The following is a 20350-nucleotide window of genomic DNA, read 5'->3' on the forward strand; positions in this document are numbered from 1 at the left end:
ATACTCTATTTATTTCTTAAACAAATCACTGTGAGTACCTGTATTTTCTAATATTAATGTTTTATTATTTAAATCAAAAATTAATAACCAATCAGACTCTAAATGACATTCCCAAAGACCAGAATAATTACTAGATAATTTATGCAAATGGTACTTATTTGGTAATAATAAATGATGTTTAACATCCTTATTAAGCCCTTCTTCTATTAAATTAATAAATTCATCCAGTTTTTTTCTGTCTTTACCTCGTTTAAGCATTAACTTAAATTCTTTTTCAAACTTAGTGGTATATAGTATTTTAAAAGTCATTGTATCTTATTTTCTTCAGCTAATTCTTGTTCTACCTCTCCTTGTAGTTTATCTAGATGTTTAAAAAACTCTTCTTTTGAATTACAATAATTAACATTAATACCTTGAAACGACTCTTCTATAATTTTTATAGTTTCATCATTCAACACATTTTTAGACGTGCGAGATTTGTATTCTAACTCAATTTGTTTGTTTAATGCATGTATAACAAAACTCTTGATACTAACACCTTTCCAAGTTGTAAGTATCTTTAGTTTAAGATGAAATTCATCCGAAATATCTAAGCTTAATCTAGACATAATTTTATTTGTGTAAATGTTGTAATGAACATTATAATATTATATTTTATTAAATGACATTGCAATAAAAAAGAATAATGTTACATGAAATGAAGATGAAATTTATTTATAAACCGCTCAATTTCGCGATTACAGACTAGTACAGCATATGTATTTGTATTTTGCATTAAAAGATATATAAGGTATAATGGAATGCTTTTATAAATACCCTTAAGAGTAAAAATACTCTTCCTTTATTGACCTCTTTTAAAATTTAAGCATAGGTGTTGTTGATTTTTGAGAAACCTAAATTTAAATTTTTGTGAGCGTAGCGAACTCAATTTTAAATTATCTGAAAAAGTAGAGGCTATTGGTCTAACATACTTAATCAAAAACTCTTAAATTTAGCTTTAGTTAGTTATCCAAGTTAAAGCTGTTAATCAGCAAGCTTCAATGACAGAGATCATAATAGATACTTTAGAAAAATATGTTAAGTAATATATATGTTTTAACATATTAATGAGCGTTTTATTAGTGCTATTGCTATAAATTATTTAGATCAGAATCACTATTGGAGCTTTGCTCAGAAGATTTGTCTTGACACCTTAAAAATAACTATAATAAACTCCCAAAAATAGGATGAGACCATAAAAAATAGGTCAGTAACTACTGACTATTTTTTTGAAACCAAAATACACATTTTGGTTTAGCTATCCGATTAGTATTTAGCCATATAAATTGGCGTCATTGCGAGAAGCTACTTTAGTAGCGACGAAGCAATCCAAATTTAATTTTTCTAGATTGCTTCGTCGTGCTTACGCACTCCTCGCAATGACGGAGTAATGCTAATCAGATTAGCTATAAATCTCAAACTAAAAAAGCCAGTATAACACTTAAGCTCTACTCTTAAATAAAGCTTAAGTATTACACTGAGTATTACAATTAACTGGTAAGTACTCAAAGTTTTGCAGGCTCAAAAGTACTTACTAGTAGCATTAATCAAACAACATCAAATGCTATTTAAATAATAACCCTTTTGTAGAGGTATCACTATGATCATATACAAATTCCTTAGCCAAATCAACCCCATTATTTTTACAGCTTTATCTAGCAGAAACTGAACAAGCACAACACTTGGCAACAAAGGAACTGGAACATGCATTACCAAATATTAGTTTGGGTCATTGGAGCATTTAGCCTAACCATTGGGCAGATATTCTTAATCCTCCTCTCGATCAAATGGCTTAATCAAATCAGATTAAGAAGGAACATCACCTATTACATACTACCTTTCAGTTAGAAGATATAAATCTGCATCTTAAAATGCTACTTGATGAATTTAGAGTATTTGCTAACTCTAGTAATACTACACCATAAACTAAGAAACAAAAATAATCCTACCTAACCTGAATTCGATGTAACAAGTTACATCGAATTCAGTATTATATATAGAAACAATCAGGTTTGAAGCGGCTGCCCACCTGATTGTTAAAATATAATACTCCATTCAATATGTGATTTTAATAATTAAAATCACATATTGAATGATGAAAAAAGTTAAAATGCACTCGCGTCAGCCGCTTCAAGAGTGCATTTTTCCTTATAACAAAGCAAGTATCGATATAAGAATTATTAATTCTTATATCGAACTCATACAATAAAAAAACCATGATAAATATAACATGATCAGTTATATTTAGTGGTAGGATGGGTAAACTGTATATCGAATTGAAGCTTTGAATTTTAAAGACTTCGTACCTCAGCAAAGACCCATCCTGTTTTGGATAAAGACTACGAACGATGTCATAAGGTTTAAACCTTGCGTATGAGTATGTAGCATATCCTATTATTAATATAAATCATGAGGCTCTATATGGCAACAACTTATATTGGTGTGGACGTTAGTAAAAAAACTTTAAATATCTATCTACCAGCTACCAACAAGGCTTTTGAAGTTACCAATGATCAACATGGCTTTACTACTATGCTTAGCACTATTAATAAATACTATCCTGCCTTATCTGAGTTAATTGTTGTCTTTGAACCTACTGGTGGATATGAACATAATTTAAGAGAATTTTTAAAAATAAATAAATTGCCTTTTGCTACAGTACACCCTAATAAAGTGTGTAGTTATGCTAAAGATAGAGGATGGCTTGCTAAAACTGATAATATCGATAGTAAATTGTTGCATGATTATGCAACGTGCTTTGCTTTACCAATGAAGGTTACTTATGATAGTAATAGCCAACAACAGTTACATGCTTTATTAAAAAGAAGAGAATAATTATTACTATTTAAGAATCAAGAAATTGCTAGGCAGGATACTGAGTTTAATGCGGTCGTCATTTTATCCTTGAACCAGCATATTGCTAGTTTAACAGAACAATTACAAGAGATTGAGGATAGTATTAAAGAATTAATTTCTCAAGCTCAAGAAATAAAGGATAAAATTGATCGGCTTACTTCTATTCCAGCAGTTGGAATTACTCTTGCTAGCACTGTAATATGTGAAGCACCGGAGCTTGGCAATATTACTTTTAGGCAGTTAACATCTTTAGTAGGTCTTGCTCCTTTTGCTAGAGAAAGCGGTAGTTATAAAGGTAGAAGAAGTATTTTTGCAGGTAGAGGTAATCTTCGAAGAGTTCTTTATATGGCTGCAGTAGCTGCCTTACGATGTAATAAGCGTTTACGTAATTTTTATGACCACTTAATTGCTAAACATAAACCAGCAGAAATTGCTCTTGTTGCTGTTATGCGTAAATTACTAGCTTTTATGCACTCTATTGTCAAAAATAGTTCTTCTTGCAATAAAAATTAGAAACATTTCGTATCCTGGCTTGGCTTTAGCCCTACTAATAAAATTACTGGTGGTAAAGTATTTGATACCAGAACAAAGAAGGTACAAAATAAAGCAAGTATGGCATTTAGGATGGCGGCACTTAACCTAGGGCATATCGTCACGAGATTATAGTTGAATAATTTGTGAAGTTGGTTATACTAATTATAGTAATAGGGATAAGAGTTATAGGGCTAGCACATAGAAGACATGATATAAATGATGAACTTTGGAATAAGATACAAAGGCATTTGCCTGGCAGGGAAGGTTGTTGGGGAGGAGGGGTTGCAAAAGATAATAGAACCTTTGTAAATGCAGTAATGTGGATATTTAGGACAGGAGCTCCTTGGAGAGATTTGCCACCTGATTATGGGAATTGGAAGAATGTACACAGAAGATTCTGTAGATGGCGCAATAATGGAGTATGGGAGCATATACTAAATATTTTTATAAATGCTCCTGATTTCGAATGGTTAATGATAGATTCAACATTTGTAAAAGTTCATAAAGCAGGACTTGGGGCAAAAGGCGGGAATCAAACGATTAGCCGTACAAAAGGGGGCTCAATACAAAGATACATATGGCCGTGGATGTGCAATGGTATGCCGGTCAGAATTATTGTTACAGAAGGTTCCAGAAACGATTGTACTCAAGCTTGTGAATTAACCCAAAATATAGAGGCAGAGTACCTTATAGCAGATAAAGCTTATGACACAAATAGCATCGTAGAATTTGCTGAACAAGCAAATATAATTCCTGTAATACCATCAAAAAGAAACAGAAAGATTCAAAGAGAGATAGATAAGGATTTATATAAGTTAAGGCACATTATTGAAAATACATTTCAAAAATTTAAAGAATGGCGTGGTATAGCAACAAGATATGCTAAAAATACAAAATCATACATGGCAGGCCTTTGTCTAAGGGGATTACTAATGTGGGCTAAAATCTCGTGACGATATACCCTAGGTAAAGGTAAATCAGCACTAGCAGGATTTTACAGAAGGATAAAAAGTAGAGCTAATGCTCCAAAAGCTATTACTGCTACAACAAGAAAACTGGCATGTATGTTTTATCACTTGTTAAAATATGGTCAAGACTATGTAGAACAGGGAATTGAAGCTTATGAAAAACAATACCAGGAAACGATGGTGATAAATCTTCAAAAGCAGGCTGCAAAATTGGGTTTTGAGGTGACCAGAATAGAGCCTTTACCACAAGTTTGTTAAGAGAAATAAAAGAAAAGTTCTTTTACAACAAACTATTCCATTCAATGGAGAATGTGTTAAATAGAATGTCGGATGCTATATTAAAATATGAAGCAAGTCCTCAAATTATTAAGTTTATCACTAGTTGGAACTGGATTATTAATCCTATTAATTCTTTATTGAAAGATAATTAGTATCAGACTTGCCTCAAACTGGACTTCCGGTAAAATATAATCATATAAATATGAAGCTAAATATTTATGAATATTCTGCGAAGCTATATAATGGTCTAGAATAAGCCCATGATTACATATTTTATGCCAATTCAGTTCTTTCAGTTCAGGATAACATAGTGGTAAAAACATATATCTCTAAGCTCTACCTCCAAGTAAATTAGCTCCAGTTGATTTTAATCGCCTTGCACTTGATCCACAAAGAATAAATTGTAGAGAATTATTTGCCAAAAACTTATTTGATTCTATTAAATGATGCACTTCAGCAAGAAGCAAAGGTACTTTTTGTACTTCATCGATAATGATAGTAGATACTTTATTTTGTGCGTTTATTTCTCCTCTTAAACGTTCCGGATGTTGGAAATAAATTTGATATATATCTGCTTGCAGTAAGTCTATATAAAGAGCGTTTGGAAAACATTTTTTTTAAATATGTTGATTTACCAGTTTTACGAGTCCCCCTAAAAAACAAGATTGCTTCTCAGGTAATTTTAAATTTAAAAATCTCTTGATAATCATGAATATATTCCTAATAAATCTGATATTTAGAAGATTATATTCCTAATATATCTCTTTGTCTCTTATTTTTATATATATATTGAGTTAGGGTATATACTTGAATGAATCTTGAACATACAAGGATTATTATAAGAATTATTTTTCCTCCTTGGTCTGTGACGTAGTATTGCTATATCTAGTAAGCTGTCTAAATTCATTAAGTAGCATTTCTATGCATATATGCATCTCTTCTAAACGAAACGTCATATGTAATATACCTTGCTCTTTCTTAGTAGTTAGAGTAATTAACTCTATTATTTCTTTATGCAATAGTGCTATTTCATCTTTTGCCTTAATGTAGGTATTGGGGAAGTCTTTACTGATGCTAATAATATTGTTATAGCTTAGCTGGATATTACTAAACCACCTGACAAATAACCGAATTAACAACATCTGCCCAATGATTATGCTAAATGCTAGAATGACTAATAGTGGGTAATACATATTCTAATTCCATTGTATTGTTCTAAGATTGATATCATTTACATTATAGAATTATGGTATTACCAGGATTGTGAAAATAAATGAGGTTGAAATAAGTTGATTTAGGGTTGATTTGGCTAAGAAATTTGTATATGATCACAGTAATACCTCAATAAAAAGGTTATTATTTAAATAGCAGTTGATGCTATTTGATTAATGCTACTAGTAAGTACTTAGAAATTTTACGAACTTGAAAGTACTTACCAGTTAACTATAATATTCAATATAATACTTGAGCTTTATTTAAGAGTAGAGCTTAAGTATTATATTGGTTTTTTAGTTTGAGATTTAGCAAAGTATATTCTTTGCTTTAAAAATTAATCAATAATCACTGCTCTCTTTTTTAATAATCTCATTCTATTTTGCTAGTTTATTATAGTTATTTTGAGGTGTCAAGAAAAAATATTTCTATGGTGGGAGTATTTAAATTTTAATTGTTCTGAGTATATGGCCCTTGTTCACCAAATACAAGAATTCCTCAAAAGAAAGTTTGATGAATTAAAATTAACAAGAAAAGATTTTGCTGAACAAAGTGGCATTCCTTATTCTACTGTAACTAATATTATGCAATGTCTGAAAGCCAACCCAACTATTAGTAATATATTGAAAATTGCTGACTACTTTAAGTGTTCTATGGATGAAGTTGTAGGAAGAAATGAATATATTTCTTTACCTAATATAGAAAGTCTAGAATTTTATAAAATTACATCAAGTGACATCACTTCTAATATAAAGAAGTTTTTGATTGATAAGGTAAAGAAACAAAATTTAAACTTATATAAATTAGGCATGACTATAGGTTTTAGTAATAACTCTTTACATAGTTTTGTTAATAGTAATAGGGAACAAAAAACTTTAAATAGTCAAATTGTAGTAGCCCTAGCAGATTATTTTGAAATATCACTAGATGAAATGATTGGCAGAATTGCCCCTACTAAAGATACTGACAATAGTAAATCTTCTGATTGAATTTTTAGTTGCTGCTGACAGGCCATAGTACCCTACATTTTTTATATAATCACTATTAAAATGCCTGCTGATCGTCTATTAGCGAGGAGTCGCGAAAAAGCGGCAACACGGCAATCTAGGATACGCGAAGCGTTACTCTAAAAAACAGCTTCGCTGTTTACCTAGATCGCCACGGCATCTAAAGAGCCTTGCTATGACAATTATAGAAAAATGTAGGGTACTATGGACAGGCATACTCAAATGATTTGAAAATGAATGGTGAGAAGGCATAGCGTATATATAGTATAGTTACGCATGCGAATCAATAGACTTCTTTCGAAACTCTACTTCTGGCTGGCGATTTGTACGTCGATGCGGTACTCGAATCCTCACGTACATTAAGAGTACGCTGCGGTTCTGTGTTCCGCGTCTCCTTCAAATCCCTCAGCATAAGCGAGTTTCGAAAGAGGTCTAATGATATTCTCAAAAAACAATTCGTAGGATCAGAAGAGTACACTATAAATTTATTCATCTGACAATTATCTTGTAACCGTGTTTATAATCACACAATTAAGGTTTATGATATTTATCAATTATCCAATCTATAAATGTATTATCAACAGACTGCTTCTTCAAAGCATACTCATATACTTCTTTTATTAGAGTTGTAAGGTTTCTCAATGAGAAACTTAAGTTTCTTTCAATTAATATATTAATTGTTGCACTAGTAGCTTTGCTAAAAATTTTTATCTGATCAACAGTTAGTATCTCGAGGTTTATTTCATTATCAATAACAAGAGCTTCCAAGTTAATGTCTAAGGCTTTTGCAATTAATTGTAAATTATTAGCACTAGGATTTTTTGAACTACCATACAAAATGCTATAGACAGTATTTCTACTTAGTCCAGTTTTCCTCTCTATATCTATAGCATTTATGTTTTTTTGAGCCATTAACGAATTAAGTCTAGCCTGTAAATTTGTCATAAGTAATACTTTGTATATAAAATTAATATTTTTAAAATATAAGGTATAATAATCAAAAAGTAAATACCAATTACATTATTTTTTCCGTGTTAATTCTAATTGTTCCTGCTGCTCTAGCTGTTGTTTTTGTCTATATATAAATTAATAGTAAGCTCAGTATGCCATTAGGGATGACATCCATAACTGTTGAAAGTTTACAAATACCTATACCACAACGTCATTGCGAGCGTAAACGAAGCAATCTAGGAAACAATCTATAGATAAATGATTGTTACTGGATTGCTTCGTCGACCTTACGGTCTTCTCGCTAATAGACGTATAAAGAAGCTGTATTTACTAACTTTCAACAGTTGTGGGGTGACATCTGAGACACCCTAGGCTATTAAACCGATGCCTTACATCGAATTGAGGTTAATATATGTTTCATCCATTTTCCAGTTGCTACCCACTTGCTTCATTAATAATCAAAAGATAGTCCATCATCTACCCCTGACAATGGAACAGACGCTGCACCAATACCACGCTCAAGTACATTTTGGTATATAGTAGTACATTTATTATTAAATGAATAATCAGTATCAGTAGTGTAATCATGACTTGTTGCTTTATATAAGGATTCTACAATATCACTTATCTTTTTTAAATGAGCATCAGATTATAAACCCATTGATTTGTTCTCCAATAATATAGATAAAATGTCCGAAAGATCATTTATATTCGTACCTAGCTGTATATTCTTAGCTAGCTGTGCCTTAACCAAATTTGGTTTTTTAATTTCAGCACCATATGCTTTTAATAGACGAACATTTGGATAATTACCATTTATAGAAGCAATGTCTAATGGTGTATTAGTGTCCTTATTAGCTATATTTGGATCTGCTGCCATTTCTAATAACATTTCAGTGATCTTAGTACTATTAGGATTGTTCTTATGTTCTGTTGCATAATGTAGTACAGTATTACCGTCTTGATCTTGCTTATTTACATTACCTTTTGTAACTAAATGGTTTACTAACTTCACGTTACCTGTTTTTACAGCTGTAAATAATGGATTTTTATCGAATAAAGTAGTTAAACCACCATAGCGTACTTTAGCAACAACTTGCTTACACACTGTTCCAAACGTCATATTTATTCCTCCAATTAGTTTTTACATTTAGTTTTTACATCACAAATATCCGTTTTAAACGGATATTTGTGATCATACTACAGTAAAATCCCATTACGTGCAAGCAATATTTAAAAAATTTTTAAGTTGAATGAATAGAATCAAAGGTTTATATACTCGAATGTGACTCCGAATTGGCTTTGAAAATGAGGTTAAATTAACGTGACAATCTAGTGCGAATAGTGTATGGTAGCATTTGAAAATAAAATTGACTATAGCATTTTTTATCAAAGAAGTCTCTTATCACCTCAATTTCAGATTAATTTCATTAATCCGAAATTGGAATGAGAATGTAAACAATAAGACTTTTAAAGCGGTTTGACACAAAGTAACAATATGGAATTCGATCCTAATCTACTATCTCGTATACAATTTGCCTTTACCATAAGTTTTCATATAATTTTTCCGTCCTTTACCATTGGTCTTGCTAGCTGGCTTGCTGTCGTAGAAGGGTTATAGATTAAAACTGGCAATAATATTTATCAAGAAATATATAAATTTTGGATTAAGATTTTTGCTATTACTTTTGGTATGGGAGTGGTATCAGGCGTTGTTATGTCTTATCAATTTGGTACGAATTGGTCAGGTTTCTCTGATAAGGTAGGTAATGTACTTGGACCACTATTAGGTTTTGAAGTGCTTACTGCATTCTTTTTGGAATCATCTTTCCTTGGAATTATGCTATTTGGCTGGAATAGAGTCAGTAAAAATATGCATTTCGCTGCCACTTTAATCGTGGCAGTTGGTACAATTATCTCTGCTTTTTGGATTCTTGCAGCTAATAGCTGGATGCAAACTCCTACTGGTTATGAAGTACGAGCAGATAATATTTTATACCCGGTAAGTTGGTTGGAAATTATTTTTAATCCTTCATTTCCATATCGTTTTTGTCATATGATTGTAGCAGCATATTTAACTACAGCCTTTGCAATTGGTGGTGTTGCTGCCTGCTATCTTTTACATAAAAAATTTGTTAACCATGCTAGAATCATGTTTGGCATGGCAATGTTGATGGCAGTAGCTGTTGCCCCCATACAACTTTTTATTGGTGATCAACATGGGTTAAATACTCTAAAACATCAACCGGCAAAAGTTGCTGCTATAGAAGGTATATGGAACACGGAGAAAGGAGCAGGCCTTAGACTCTTTGGCTGGCCTTCAACAAAAGAAGAGACAACAAAATATACTATAGAAATACCAAAAGTTGCTAGCTTATTACTGACACACAGCTTAGATGGAGAAGTAAAAGGTTTAAAAGAATGGTCAAAAGAAAATCGACCTCCCGTATTATTAATAGTATTTTTTTCCTTCCGAGTAATGGTAGGAATCGGTATATTAATGGTAATTACTGGGGTTATTGCATTAGTTTTATACTTACGTAAAAGATTATTTGATACAAAATGGTTTCAATATTGGTGCATGTTGATGACTCCATCTGGTTTTATAGCAATATTAGCAGGTTGGTTTGTTACAGAAGTTAGTAGGCAACCTTATGTAGTATATAATATACTCAGAACATCTGAAGTATCTTCACCAGTATTAGGTCAATATATCTTTGCCTCACTAATTGCTTTTGTTATAGTGTATGCTTTTATATTTGGCAGAGGCATTTATTATATTATAACTTTAATAAGGAAAGGACCTAGTACTACAAATATAGTAACCTCAAATATTGATGTAATAAATTAATAGTAAGCTTAGGTATCATCGCCATTAGGTGTGATGTCACCGCTGCGTAAGCAGGGGTCTAAAAATAGCATAGATAGTGTATATTACGTAGTTTTATATCCCAGCTTTCGCTGAGATAACATAATGGTAAGCAGGGGTGACATCCGAAGGGGCAAGAATATCCCCTAGGCTATTAAACCGATGTCTTATATCAATAGTTGAGGTTACAACTATAATACTAGAGAATCTAACCGGTAAAAGGATATATCACCATGCTTAATTTTGCTCCCTATATAGATTTACCTTTAGTTTGGGGTGGGCTAATTGTCATTGCAATCTTTCTTTATGTATTACTAGATGGTTTTGATCTAGGAATTGGTATATTATTCCCATTTGCTCCTACTCAAGATTGCCGCAATAAAATGATGAACTCTGTAGTACCATTTTGGGACGGTAATGAAACTTGGTTAGTTTTAGGTGGCGGAGGGTTATTTGCTGCATTCCCACTAGCTTATTCAGTTTTGATGTCAGCCTTCTATATACCAATTACCATAATGCTTTTGGGATTAATCTTCCGCGGAGTAGCTTTTGAATTTAGATTTAAAGCCTCTCTAAAATATTGTTTCATATGGGATTACTCTTTCCATTTTGGCTCTATCATCGCTACATTATTTCAGGGAATTATGCTAGGAGCTTTTATACAAGGAATTAAAATTGATGGCAGAGTATTTGTTGGCAATGCTTTTGATTGGCTAACACCTTTTTCTATCATGACAGGTATTGCTCTAGTATTTGGTTACGCTCTTCTTGGTGCTACTTGGCTGATAATGAAGACTGACGAAAATACCCAAATATAGGCTCGTAAATCCGCATCATACGTATTAATATATGTTATGTTATTTATGGGTTTAGTAAGTTTATGGATACCATTTTTAAACGAGAGAATTCGTATATTCTGGTTTACTATGCCTAATTTTATATATCTCTCATTAATCCCCGTTTTAACTATTTTTACATTATTTAGGTTACTTTCAACTCTTTATAAGAATAAAGAATTTCAGCCTTTTTGTTACTCAGTTTTACTTTTTATTCTAGGCTATTTAGGGCTTATCTTAAGTATTTGGCCTTTTATAGTACCATCAAATATCTCTGTGGCAAGCGGCAGCGGCAGCGGCAGCAGAATCACAATCTCTAATGTTGGTAGGAGCGGCAACACTTTTACCAATAATATTGGGTTATACAACTTATTGTTATTATATATTCCGTGGAAAATCAACTTATCACCCTATGTATTAATAAGTTGAGAAAAATTTTTATTTCTCAACAATTTTCTCAAAAATCCAAACAATGGATTTGGTTTGTAATTTTATACTTAGTGGGGCTAATATTTGTGCTATCATTATCCTGTATAATTAAAGCTATCTTTTATATATTAAACTAATAGCTTTTACTATTACCCCCTAGCTCTTCTAACTTTCGACAGTTGATGAAAACCAACATAAAGCAAAGGTGTTACATAAAGTGTTAATATCGATCCGATAACAATCCCTATTACCAAAACTATAGCCATTTGAAAACGACTATTAGCATAGTTGCCATTATCAAAGAAAAGTGACAACAAACCAATACTCATAGCTAAAGAAGTAATTAAAATTGCCCTGATTCTTGACGTTGCCGCTGTTACTATTGTTTTTAGAGTTCTTTGTCCCTTCTGATGCATTGCACTACATAACAACACACTATGCTTAGTCATTAATCCTGCTAACGTGATAAGTGATATTTGCGTATATATATTTAATCCACCTTGAGAAAAATATAAGCTCAATAATGCTACACTTAAAGCAGCTGGAATTCCCCCAACTAAAATAAACAATGATAGAATTGAGTCGTTAAAGCGTGCAAACATTAATAAGTAGAGTCCAAGTACAGATAGTAAAATTAGTACTGTAAATGATGATGTTGAATCAATAAGTATTTGCGTTTGCTCACTATAGCTAATATCACTATCATTTGGTAACTTGCTGTTTAACTGATTAATAAAATGAACTGCATCCTGCAATTTAATACCATGTTTAGCAGTGGCAATTACTTCAATGGAATATTGCTCATTATAACGCATAATTTGATTAACGGTATTCACCCTATTAATATCACATATATCCTTAAGCTGAATAAGGTTTTCTCCATTTTTCTGTGTTGTAATGAACATATTTTGTATATTACTTAGTGTTTTGCCAAATTTAGGATCTGATTTAGCAATGACATCATAGGTATTATCATAGTGCTTAAAGTTCCCTATCTTCCTAGCATTAAACAGAATATCTAATGTACTTGATATATCTTTCTGACTTAAACCATATTTAAATAACTTATCTTGATTACACCAAATTTTATAATCTTGTACAGGTGAAGCCTCAATAGCTATAACATTAGTAAATAAATCTTTTGAGTTACTCTGTATAAAATGAACAGCCTGCCAAGCATTCTCCATGGATGATTGGTTATTGACATAAAAGCTTAACTCAACGTTACCCTTTGCTGAACCAGCATTTTTCCCTTGAGCAAATTTCACTGAAATATCTCCACCCACTGCTATTTTTGCTAGTTTAGCTTCAATTTCATGCAATGTTTGTACCACTTTAGCTTTATCTTTTAATATCAACCAAATTGTTGAACGTGGTGATTCTTCAATGCTCAGAGTATATTTTATATTATCATTATCTTTGATTATTTTAGTAATTTTCTCCATATAGTGATGGATGTAACTTAAATTGGTATTAACCATAAATGTGTTAGTCAGTATAAGCATATCTTTTTTTTCAAATGGCTCAATTTCTATTTTCATATTGTTAACTGCAACATATGTACCAGCCGCTACAACGATAGCCACCAAGGATAAAAATACTTTGGCATGGCGTATAATAAAAAATAAAGACTCCTGATATTTGTATGTAATCATATCCAATGTCTTATTAACAATTTGAACAAATTTGCTTTCATGCGTATTATTTGCTAGTTTTAAAAACAATATGGGTGTTAAGGTAAATGCAACGATAAAGGACATTACTAAACAAGCAATTACTGACAAAGCAAATTCCTGCAAAATTTTTCCTACTTCTCCTTTAATAAATAAAATAGGGACATATATTACTACTAGCGTAAACATCAATATTAAAACAGATAAAAAAAGACTATAAATTGCTTGCAATATACTAGTTAAAGCATCTTTATTCTTCCGATAATAATGTTCAGCATTCTCAATCACTACAATAGAGTCGTCAACCACTAACCCTATAGCCAATACTATAGCCAACATTGTTATGGCATTGAGTGTAAAACCACATAAGTACAGCATAACAAAACAAGCTGCAAGCGAGACTGGAATTGCACAAATTGCGATAATTGAATATCGCAATGATCCCATTAGCAGTAAAACAATTACTGACACCAACAAGACCGATTCAAGCAAAGTTTTTCTTACTTCTTGAAATGCTTGTAAAATATCTTGGCTATCATCAATAATAACCTGAAAGATAAATTGGGAATTGGCTTTTTCATAATGTTCTAGGAAATGCTTTACACTCTTTGATACATCGATTGGATTTGCATCCGACTTAGCAAAAATACCTAATAAAACAATTTTATCCATGCCAAAATAAGCAAGGCTAAGTAGCTCTTTATCTGATATTGTAATGCTGGCAATATTTTTTAATTTTATAGCAACGTTATTACTTTCTAAATTGATTTCGCCAAAATCACTCAATTTATTAATTGCTGTATCAAAAGAAATATACTCTGTTTTATATTGATTTGATAACTTACCACCAGAGAAATCACTGTTTTGTAGTGTTAACGAAGCAAGAATACTATCTAACGGAATATAATATTTTGCAATCTTTTCAGGATCAATATCGATATTAATCACTTTTTCAGTCACACCAAAACTAGATGTATTGGCTACACCATCGACATATTTAAGCTTTTTTTTGATCAACTCAATATCATCAGCAGTAGCTGATACATTGTTCTTAGAACTCACCGCAATATACATCATTGGTAAAACAGAAAAGCTTTCAGTAGATATTATAGGCTCTTTAGCCCCCTCTGGCAGGAGAGCCTTATTTTTTAATATCAAATCTCTAACTTGATTAATTGCTTGTTCTATAGGAACTTTTTTGGCTATACTTAGAGTTATTTTACTCTCTCCTAACTGACTAATAGCAATAATCGACTTAAGGCCATCAATATGTGAAAAAACTTCCTCAAAAGGTTTGGTAGTATATTTCTCTATCAGGTCCGGCTTTACATTCGGATTGATGATAGAAATGTAAATATTTGAAACAGGAATGTTTGGTAAAAGTTGAATTTTCAGCTGCAAATATGAGTATATACCAAATAGTATAACCACAATATTTATTACAATAAAGAAGCTACTATGTTCCAACAATTTTTTTATCATAAAAGTTTTTTCATATTAATCCCTAATATTCTTAGTAGAACCCTGCACCCCTATTTTCCTCTGTCTTGGGTCTTGCGAGATGTAGCCATGGCTTATTCTAGGTGCAGCTGAGGTTCTAGTTGTATTTGCTGATCTTCGCAGGGTATTGGATGGCAGCTTGGTATTGTCTATTCCATTTACAACTGGAGTTACAACAGTATCTTTTTTTATTACTACCGCTGGATCGATTACTTCAGTTGCAGACCGCTTTGAGGGTACAAGTTGAGGAATATTCTGTTCTCTTAAACCATTCTGTCCTTGTTCTCTTAATACATTACTAGCTCCAATTCCTACTGTTTTTACTGGACTAGCTACCTCAGTTGGGGATTCTCCTTTTTGGATTACAACTGGAGTTTTTTTGCTCTGTTGTTCTACTAGTAGCTTAGTTTCAGCACGTTTCTGATCTAATGGATTAGGAGATTGTGTCAAATCACCTACACTACCTATACTACTTATACTAGATATACTAATTGAACGATTGCTTCTAGAAGTTACACTATTATTATTACTATTCAATGGTGTACTGCTCCCCTGTACCTTTTTCATTTCATTTCGCACCTTAGTTAAGTTTTGACTTGCTGTTTTTACTCCTGATGAGTTTCGTTGATTAACGTGACTACTTCGGAATTTCATAACCTGTGTAGTATCCCCACTCTCAAGGTTTTGTTTCTTCTTAGTTACATCCACCTCTGTTATTTGTAATGCCGTCACAGCCTTTTTACGTTCCTCCTCCTGTTGTTGTATTTGCTTAGTTGTGATCTTATCTTTTTCTGAGAGTATAGTAAAAGCTTTTGTATGCTCCTCCTCCTGTTGTTGCATTTTCTTAGCTGTACTCTTCCCTTGTGCTACGAGTATAGTGAAAGCTTTTGTATGCTCCTCTTCCTGTTGTTGCATTTTCCTAGCTGTACTCTTCCCTTGTTCTGCGAATTTAGTGAAACCTCTTTTATATTCATCCTGTACTTGTTGCATTTTCTTATCTGTACTCTTCCCTTGTTCTGCGAATTTAGTGAAATCTCTTTTATATTCATCCTGTACTTGTTGCATTTTCTTATCTATACTCTTCCCTTGTTCTGAGAATTTAGTGAAACCTCTTTTATATTCATCCTGTGCTTGTTGCATTTTCTTAACTATATCAGTATCAATTTTATTAAATATAACCCAAGTTTTTGTAGATTCATCTTCCAGTTGTTGCATTTTCTGAACCGTATCTTCTTTTACATTCACTTTTGTACGTTCATTCTCCAATCGTTGCTTTTGTTTAGTTATATTATCCCTCCCTTCCTTAAATACATTCCAAGCTTTTATACGTTCCTCCTCCAGTTGTTGCATTTTCTTAGCTGTACTCTTCCCTTGTTCTGCGAGTATATTGAAATCTTTTGTATGTCCCTCCTCCAGTTGTTGCATTTTCTTAGCTGTACTCTTCCCTTGTTCTGCGAGCATATTGAAATCTTTTGTATGTCCCCCCTCCAGTTGTTGCATTTTCTTAGCTGTACTCTTCCCTTGTTCTGCGAATTTAGTGAAATCTCTTTTATATTCATCCTGTGCTTGTTGCATTTTCTTATCTATACTCTTCCCTTGTTCTGCGAATGTAATGAAAGTTCTTTTACGCTCCTCCTCCAGTTGTTGCTTTTTCTTAGCTACAGCCTGATCTTTCTCTTTGAATGCATTCACAGCCTTTGTACGCTCCTCCTCCAGTTGTTGCTTTTTCTTAGCTATATCGTTCTTTTTTCCTTCTAATGCGTCCATAGCCTTCTGACGTTGACTCTCATTTTTTTCTTTCTGCTTACTTACTTGCTCCTTTAATATTTCTTTGGCTTGTCCAGTTGCCAGTGCATACTGATCCTCAAGCTCTTTCATCTGCTTATTTCTTTTCTCCTCTTCTTTGGCTAATGCTTCTACATCCTTAGTATACTCATCGTCAATATCTTTTATTTGCTTGTTTATTTCCTCTTCTTTTTTTGCTAATACTTTCACATCATTAGCATGCTCATCATCAATATCTTTTATTTGCTTGTTTATTTCCTCTTCTTCTTTTACTAAAACCTCCATATTCTTAGCATACTCATCATCAAGAGCTTTTATATCCTTGTTTAGTATATCATCTTTAGCATCTGCTAACTTTTCTTCCAACTGCTTATTATATCTCTCCAATTCTTCTATACTGTCTTGGGCACTTTGTTTTTCCAATTTGTTAGCTTCAAGCATTTGAGCAAACTCAACTAACTTAGCTTGTGCATCATCATTTTGTTGAGTCAAAGCAAGTACTTGTTGTTGTGATTTTTCATTAGCATCCGCTAATTCCTTGTCCCTCTCTGCTATCGTAGCTGCGTGCTTCGTAGTCACTCCATCCAATTCATCTCTTTCTTTAGTCAAAGCCTCTATCTGTTGTTGTGATTTTTCATTAACTTCTGCTAACTTCTCCACCGCTACCTTATTCTCTTGCTCTAATCTTTGTTTATCTAAAGCGTGATTTCTAAGCACTTCCTTTAACTTAGTCTGTACAGCATCTTTTTCGTTACTAGCATCTACTAAGTCCTTTTCCAACAGCTTCTTACCATCTTCTAAGGCTGTCATCTCTTTTTGTAGATTCTCACTTTCTTCCTTAAATTTGGTCTTCTCTATTTCTAATGCTTTCTGAACTGACTCTAATGCCTGTTGCTTATTTGTTATCTCAGCCTGTGCCAACCTTTCTGATTCTTCTGCTTTATCAAATTTAGCCTGAATAGCATCTTTTTCATTATTAGCAACTTTTAAACTATTCTCCAACTTCTCCTTAGCTTTAGCCACTTCATCTTTTTGTTTCATCAAAGTTATAATTTTTTCTTCTTTTTCTTCCTGAGCTTTAGTCACAGCTTCAATCTTTTCTTCATGGGCTTTAACCAATTGCTCTTTTTCTTTAACCAAATTTGCTATTTCTTCCTCTTTTGCTTTAGCTAGAGTGGCTTGCTCTGCCTGAGATGTAGTCAAAGCTGTTATTTTTGCTTCGTACTCCTGCTCTTTTTCTTTCTGAGCTTTAACCTCTCCATCCAACTTATCCTGTAGTAACTTTAACTCTACCACTGATTGGTTTTGAGCTGCCTGCAACTTATTTAATTCCTCCTCTTTTACTTTAACTAGAGCAGCTTGTTCTAGCTGAGCTTGAGTCAAAGCTGCTATTCCTGCTTCATGCTCCTGCTCTTTTGCTTTATGAGCTTTAACTGTTTCATCTAACTTATCCTGTGCTACTTTTAATGCGTCATCTTTTGCCTGTTTCTCTTTAAGCAAATCTGCCATTTGTACTGCATGCTCTTGCTCTTTTACTTGCTGAGCTTCAACCGCTGCAGCTAACTTAGCCTGCTCTGCTAATACCGCCTGTTTTTCTTTATCCAAAATTGCATTCAAATCAGCAATTTTTTCTTCTTTTTCTTTCTGGGCTTTATTCAAATCTGCAAATTCCTGCTCTTTTGCTTTATTAGCTTCCGTCAAAGCTTCTATTTCTTTGCCTTTTTCTGCTAGCTGCTTAACGGCATCATCCTTCTCTTTAGTCATATCTGCTGCCTTTTTTTCAGCATCTACTAAGTTCTTTTCCAACTGCTTTTTATTTTCTTCAAATTCCTTCTTAGCTAATTCTAATGCCTCATCTTTCTCTTGATTCAAAGCTGCAATTGCTGCGTCATGCTTCTGCTTTTCTTCTTCATTAGCTTTAACCACTTTAGCTAACTTATCCTGTAACACTTTTAATTCGTTATCTTTTTTCTGTTGTGCTGTAGTCAAAGCTTCTGCCTTATTTCTAGCATCTAATAAATCCTTCTCCAAACCATCCTTATCTTTACCTAAGATTGTTATCTGCTCTTGCAAATACTTATTTTCTTCTTTCTTTTTTTCTAATTTTTGCTGAACTTGCTCATGATATTTTCTATCTTCAGCCAATTTAGCTTGTAAATCTGTATTCAACGCATTATATCTTAAATCTTTTTCTGCACTAAGTGTTGCTAGTTGATTTTTTGCATTTTTTTCTGTCTTTTTTAACTGACTCTTTAACTGATTCTGAAATACTGAGTTATCTTTAATCTTGCCTTGAGTCTTTTTAGTGGATTTTTCCTTCTTTAACTCTACAACTGATTGATTTTTCTGCTTTTTAAGTTCAGTATGATGATTCGTAATAGCTTGTTCTAATGCTGTTTTCTTTTCTTTAATCTCATTCTTTAAGAACTTTATCTGTTGTTGTGAATCATCAAGCAATTTTTTTTGAGTATCCAAAATACCTTGTAAACCAGCCACATTCTCAACCACATTTTTTTGAACTTCTTGATTTTGCAGCTGATTTAATGAATTATCTTTTATCTCCGATTGTTTAGGCAATTGTGATTGCAGTTGCTCTAGTTTTTCAAATGCTAATTTTTTCTCCATATAAGCATTATTCAAATCATCTTCTTTGGTCTGCAACTCTAATAATTTTGCTTCAGCTTCCTTAATATCACTCTGCAATAGTTCAAATTTCGAAGTATTTTCATGTGTTTCCAGTGGTTCACCATCTGAATCCAATTGGTTAATTTGATTATTCGATTGCTTATTATCACCTAACATTAGTTCTTGTTGGTTCGAATCTCCAAGTATAGCACTTTGTGATTGATTAGTTTGTGATGGATTAGTTTTCTGCACAGAATCAGCCGTATCTGAAATTTTTACAATATCAAGCTTTTTGTCATCATTTACATATACTTTAGAATTAATTTGAGAACTTGCATTATCTTGAGTATTACGATTATTACTAATATACTGTTCTGGAGAAACATTATTGCCTCCTGTAGTTCTTTGTCCAGTATTTGATGAAGAATGTGAGTTATCTGAGGTATTACTACTATTATTTTGAGATTCCTCCAATTCTTGCACTGTTTTCTCTAATTCTGCCTGAAGCTCAAGTTTCTTCTTCAGCAGGTCCTGTATAGCACCTGCTTGAATTGCGTTTAATTGCTTAAGTTTAGCTGTGTTATTATCATTATTCTCAAAAGCATTAACAGAACTACAAAATAGCAGTATCATAAGAAAGTATAGTTTTTGGATTTTTTTATTCATTTGTATTCAGTTCTCCAACAATGAAAAAAAGTATTAATATGTTGTAAATAAAAATTGAAACATTCTTGACTTATCAAACTATTGTTATAATTTGTCAAGTTTCGATTCCGGTGCGTCAATA

13 protein-coding genes and 2 pseudogenes are annotated in these 20350 nt (G+C 32.5%); 6 read left to right on the forward strand and 9 right to left on the reverse strand.

Annotated features, from left to right (window positions below):
- Nucleotides 1–9: 9 nt before the first annotated feature.
- Nucleotides 10–309, reverse strand: a complete 300-nt coding sequence (locus AAHM86_RS03355; RefSeq protein WP_342268289.1) for a type II toxin-antitoxin system YafQ family toxin — start codon at nt 307–309, stop codon at nt 10–12.
- Nucleotides 306–608, reverse strand: coding sequence for a hypothetical protein (locus tag AAHM86_RS03360; RefSeq protein WP_342268290.1), 303 nt, complete (start codon nt 606–608; stop codon nt 306–308). The genes AAHM86_RS03355 and AAHM86_RS03360 overlap by 4 nt, the downstream gene beginning before the upstream one ends.
- 1852 nt (nt 609–2460) lie before the next feature.
- On the opposite strand from AAHM86_RS03360, the gene AAHM86_RS03365 reads away from it, so the two are divergent.
- From AAHM86_RS03365 to AAHM86_RS03375, 3 genes are all read left to right on the forward strand, one after another.
- Complete coding sequence (locus AAHM86_RS03365) at nt 2461–2874, forward strand: IS110 family transposase (RefSeq protein ID WP_342268291.1); 414 nt, start codon at nt 2461–2463, stop codon at nt 2872–2874.
- A 69-nt stretch (nt 2875–2943) separates the two neighbouring features.
- Complete coding sequence (locus tag AAHM86_RS03370) at nt 2944–3408, forward strand: transposase (RefSeq protein ID WP_342268292.1); 465 nt, start codon at nt 2944–2946, stop codon at nt 3406–3408.
- A 164-nt stretch (nt 3409–3572) separates the two neighbouring features.
- Nucleotides 3573–4382, forward strand: a complete 810-nt coding sequence (locus AAHM86_RS03375) for an IS5 family transposase (protein WP_342268293.1) — start codon at nt 3573–3575, stop codon at nt 4380–4382.
- A gap of 428 nt (nt 4383–4810) precedes the next feature.
- Here the strand turns inward: AAHM86_RS03375 and AAHM86_RS03380 are convergent, their stop codons facing one another.
- From AAHM86_RS03380 to AAHM86_RS03390, 3 genes are all read right to left on the reverse strand, one after another.
- Nucleotides 4811–4999, reverse strand: coding sequence for a hypothetical protein (locus AAHM86_RS03380; RefSeq protein ID WP_342268294.1), 189 nt, complete (start codon nt 4997–4999; stop codon nt 4811–4813).
- A 6-nt stretch (nt 5000–5005) separates the two neighbouring features.
- Nucleotides 5006–5266 (reverse strand): AAA family ATPase, encoded by a 261-nt coding sequence (locus AAHM86_RS03385; RefSeq protein ID WP_342268369.1) that lies wholly within the window; start codon nt 5264–5266, stop codon nt 5006–5008.
- A 255-nt stretch (nt 5267–5521) separates the two neighbouring features.
- On the reverse strand, nt 5522–5869 hold the full coding sequence (locus AAHM86_RS03390) for a hypothetical protein (RefSeq protein WP_342268295.1): 348 nt from the start codon (nt 5867–5869) through the stop codon (nt 5522–5524).
- 486 nt (nt 5870–6355) lie between these two features.
- Between AAHM86_RS03390 and AAHM86_RS03395 the strand changes: the two genes are divergently transcribed.
- Nucleotides 6356–6877, forward strand: coding sequence for a helix-turn-helix domain-containing protein (locus AAHM86_RS03395; protein ID WP_342268296.1), 522 nt, complete (start codon nt 6356–6358; stop codon nt 6875–6877).
- A gap of 549 nt (nt 6878–7426) precedes the next feature.
- On the opposite strand, the gene AAHM86_RS03400 is transcribed toward AAHM86_RS03395, so the two are convergent.
- Nucleotides 7427–7840, reverse strand: a complete 414-nt coding sequence (locus tag AAHM86_RS03400; RefSeq protein ID WP_342268297.1) for a helix-turn-helix transcriptional regulator — start codon at nt 7838–7840, stop codon at nt 7427–7429.
- Nucleotides 7841–8495: 655 nt separating this feature from the next.
- Nucleotides 8496–8969: an ankyrin repeat domain-containing protein gene (locus AAHM86_RS03405; protein ID WP_342268298.1), complete on the reverse strand. Its 474-nt coding sequence runs from the start codon at nt 8967–8969 to the stop codon at nt 8496–8498.
- A gap of 375 nt (nt 8970–9344) precedes the next feature.
- Between AAHM86_RS03405 and AAHM86_RS03410 the strand changes: the two are divergent.
- Nucleotides 9345–10697 (forward strand): annotated as a pseudogene (locus AAHM86_RS03410) (cytochrome ubiquinol oxidase subunit I).
- Nucleotides 10698–10948: 251 nt separating this feature from the next.
- Nucleotides 10949–11972 (forward strand): annotated as a pseudogene (cydB, locus tag AAHM86_RS03415) (cytochrome d ubiquinol oxidase subunit II).
- Between the two features lie 157 nt (nt 11973–12129).
- On the opposite strand, the gene AAHM86_RS03420 reads toward cydB, so the two are convergent.
- The gene (locus tag AAHM86_RS03420; protein ID WP_342268299.1) at nt 12130–15135 is read right to left on the reverse strand and encodes an efflux RND transporter permease subunit; all 3006 of its coding nucleotides are present in this window, start codon (nt 15133–15135) and stop codon (nt 12130–12132) included.
- Nucleotides 15136–15150: 15 nt separating this feature from the next.
- The gene (locus tag AAHM86_RS03425; protein ID WP_342268300.1) at nt 15151–20229 is read right to left on the reverse strand and encodes a hypothetical protein; all 5079 of its coding nucleotides are present in this window, start codon (nt 20227–20229) and stop codon (nt 15151–15153) included.
- Between the last annotated feature and the right edge of the window lie 121 nt (nt 20230–20350).

This window comes from Candidatus Tisiphia endosymbiont of Empis tessellata, assembly GCF_964031035.1.
Classification (GTDB): domain Bacteria; phylum Pseudomonadota; class Alphaproteobacteria; order Rickettsiales; family Rickettsiaceae; genus Tisiphia.